This window comes from Candidatus Symbiopectobacterium sp. NZEC135, from assembly GCF_025962695.1.
In genome coordinates, this window is sequence record NZ_JAGFPF010000334.1 from 1 (window position 1) to 1,762 (window position 1,762).

Annotated in this window: 2 protein-coding genes and 1 pseudogene; 1 reads left to right on the forward strand and 2 read right to left on the reverse strand. The window is 48.4% G+C overall.

The window, feature by feature from the left end:
• A partial coding sequence (locus tag J5224_RS26555) for an alpha/beta hydrolase (protein ID WP_264628162.1) occupies positions 1–762 on the forward strand: 762 nt, incomplete at its 5' end.
• Positions 763–865: 103 nt separating this feature from the next.
• Here J5224_RS26555 and J5224_RS26560 read toward each other — a convergent pair.
• Together J5224_RS26560 and J5224_RS26565 are read right to left on the reverse strand one after the other, a co-directional pair.
• Positions 866–976, reverse strand: a pseudogene (locus tag J5224_RS26560) (Arm DNA-binding domain-containing protein); the annotation flags it as partial.
• Between the two features lie 323 nt (positions 977–1,299).
• Positions 1,300–1,762 (reverse strand): IS3 family transposase (locus J5224_RS26565; RefSeq protein WP_264628163.1); only part of this gene is annotated, 463 nt, incomplete at its 5' end.

Sequence of the window (1,762 nt, forward strand, 5' to 3'; positions counted from 1 at the left end):
CTGGCGGAGCAGGGGTTTGTAACGCTGGCGATCGACCTCTCCTTCTGGGGGGAAAGTGAAGGCAAGCCGGGTCATCTGGTTTCACCGGAAATTTATTCTGACGATTTCAGCGCGGCGGTCGACTACCTTAGCACGCAGCCGTATGTTGATTCTGACAATATCGGTGTGCTGGGGATCTGCGGCAGTGGCAGCTTTGTTATTAGCGCGGCCAAAATTGACCCACGTATGAAGGCGATAGCCACCGTCAGTATGTATGACATGGGCTCAGCGTTCCGCAATGGCCTCAATCATTCCCTGACGCCAGAGCAGCGTAAGGCCCTTATTCAATCGGCTGTCCAGCAGCGATTCGCAGAATTTAAAGGTGCAGAGAAGGCGTATATTCCAGGGACCGTGAATACGTTGGATGATTCAACACCGGCCATTCAGCGTGAATTCTTCGATTTCTACCGTACCGCGCGAGGCGGCTACACGCCGCAAGGCGAGAAAGAAGAGCTGACCACCAAGCCACTGTTAAGCAGCATCGGCAAATTTATGAACTTCTATCCGTTCAATGATATTGAAACGATTTCACCGCGCCCAATGCTGTTTATTACTGGCGATCGGGCACACTCGAAGGAGTTTAGCGAAGATGCCTACAAACGCGCGGGCCAACCGAAGGAACTGTACATCGTTCCTGGGGCGGGTCATGTTGATCTGTATGATCGTACTGACCTCATTCCATTTGAGAAACTGACATCGTTCTTCAATACCAATCTGAAATAATGATACACGCCGCACCGGCCAAGGTGCGGCGCATTTGCGCAATAGTCGGTTTGAAAGAAAAGCGATTGCTGCTACTACCATTGATATGATATTTGAGATATCAGTTGCGTGAACCGTTGGGATTGACGAGTAAAAACAGACCGTGTGAATCGGAGGCTTTGAAAGGTTTGGCGGATGCTTTTAAGTTGCGGATTTTTAGATCGTTAAGAGCCATTTGGGGGTCACTCCATTATCGAACCAATCTGACCCCAAATCTGACCACCACATTCTGCCGACACAGCGGGGAAAACGCACACGCATCGGGAAGGATTCTTGCGTTATTTTCTTGGATATAAAGTAAAGAGCAGACGCCCGAGGACATCTGCTTTTTTGAATTTGGCTCCTCTGACTGGGATCGCCTTTGCCAGTAACTGGCTAATAAGCAAGCTAACTCTCAATTCCCACCCTGTCAAGACCACCAGAGTGACCACTAAAAGCGAGGGTTGTATAAAATTATATAGATAGTGCTAGTCTAAGAATTGAATCGCTACGGGTAATCTAGACACTTTCGAGTCGTTGATAATACTGCTGTTCATATTCATTCGGCGACACCTGATTGCTAGAACCATGTCGACGCCTGCTGTTATAAAACATTTCGATGTAATCAAAAATATCGCTTCGGGCTTCCTCCCGCGTTCCGTAGATCCTTTTCTTTATCCGCTCACGCTTGAGAAGCTTGAAAAAACTTTCGGCAACGGCGTTATCATGACAGTTGCCGCGTCTACTCATGCTACCTTCCAGACCATGTGACTTCAGGAATGACTGCCACTCGTGGCTAGTATATTGACTGCCTTGGTCTGAATGTATCAACACCTGTTTTTGCGGATTACGCCTCCACAGCGCCATTAGCAATGCGTTCAGCACGATGTCCTTCGTCATTCTGGCCTGCATCGACCAGCCAATGATTTTACGGGAAAACAGATCGACCACTACCGCAAGATATAACCAACCTTCATGTGTT